Raw genomic sequence first — 717 nt, 5'->3', positions numbered from 1 at the left:
TTAGGCACGCCGCCAGCGTTCGTCCTGAGCCAGGATCAAACTCTCCAATAAAGTTTGATTGCTCATTTGTTCAAAAAAATTAACGTTGACGCTTTTGTTTTGTTTAGTTTTCAAAGAACATTTTTTGTTGTTATCGCTCAGCAGCGACTTTATTAATATAACATCTCGTTCATTGTGATGTCAATATCTTTTTATATTTTTTTGGAGCGGGTGATGAGAATCGAAACATCAGCTTGGAAGTCTGGGGTTTTACCACTAAACTACACCCGCGTATATATTATTTTAAAATGGTCGGGAAGACAGGATTTGAACCTGCGACCCCATGGTCCCAAACCATGTGCTCTACCAAGCTGATATAGGATTTCATTACTATATGTTGATCGTAACTACACAAATGCCAAATTTGAAAATACAAAAAAACGAAACATCTAGTTTCGTTTGAGTCAGTTATATATGGCGGTCCCGACGGGAATCGAACCCGCGATCTCCTGCGTGACAGGCAGGCATGTTAACCGCTACACCACGGGACCACATTTATTCATTGGTTGCGGGGACAGGATTTGAACCTGCGACCTTCGGGTTATGAGCCCGACGAGCTACCAGACTGCTCCACCCCGCGATAATAAGAATATTATTATGTCTGGCAACGTCCTACTCTCACAGGGGGAAACCCCCAACTACCATCGGCGCTGAAGAGCTTAACTTCCGTGTTCGGTA

Annotated in this window: 3 tRNA genes and 1 rRNA gene; all 4 read right to left on the bottom strand. The window is 43.4% G+C overall.

Annotation, left to right across the window (positions count from 1 at the left end):
• Positions 1–202: 202 nt before the first annotated feature.
• Positions 203–270, bottom strand: a tRNA-Gly gene (locus JM172_RS24575).
• Positions 271–454: 184 nt separating this feature from the next.
• Positions 455–530, bottom strand: a tRNA-Asp gene (locus tag JM172_RS24570).
• 12 nt (positions 531–542) lie between these two features.
• Positions 543–619: transfer RNA gene (locus JM172_RS24565), tRNA-Met, on the bottom strand.
• A 19-nt stretch (positions 620–638) separates the two neighbouring features.
• A 5S ribosomal RNA gene (gene rrf, locus JM172_RS25755) occupies positions 639–717 on the bottom strand; the annotation flags it as partial.

The organism is Bacillus sp. SM2101, from assembly GCF_018588585.1.
Taxonomy (GTDB): domain Bacteria; phylum Bacillota; class Bacilli; order Bacillales; family SM2101; genus Nanhaiella; species Nanhaiella sioensis.
Note: the sequence above shows the minus strand (reverse complement) of the source record. Positions and strands in the feature narration are given on the sequence as shown.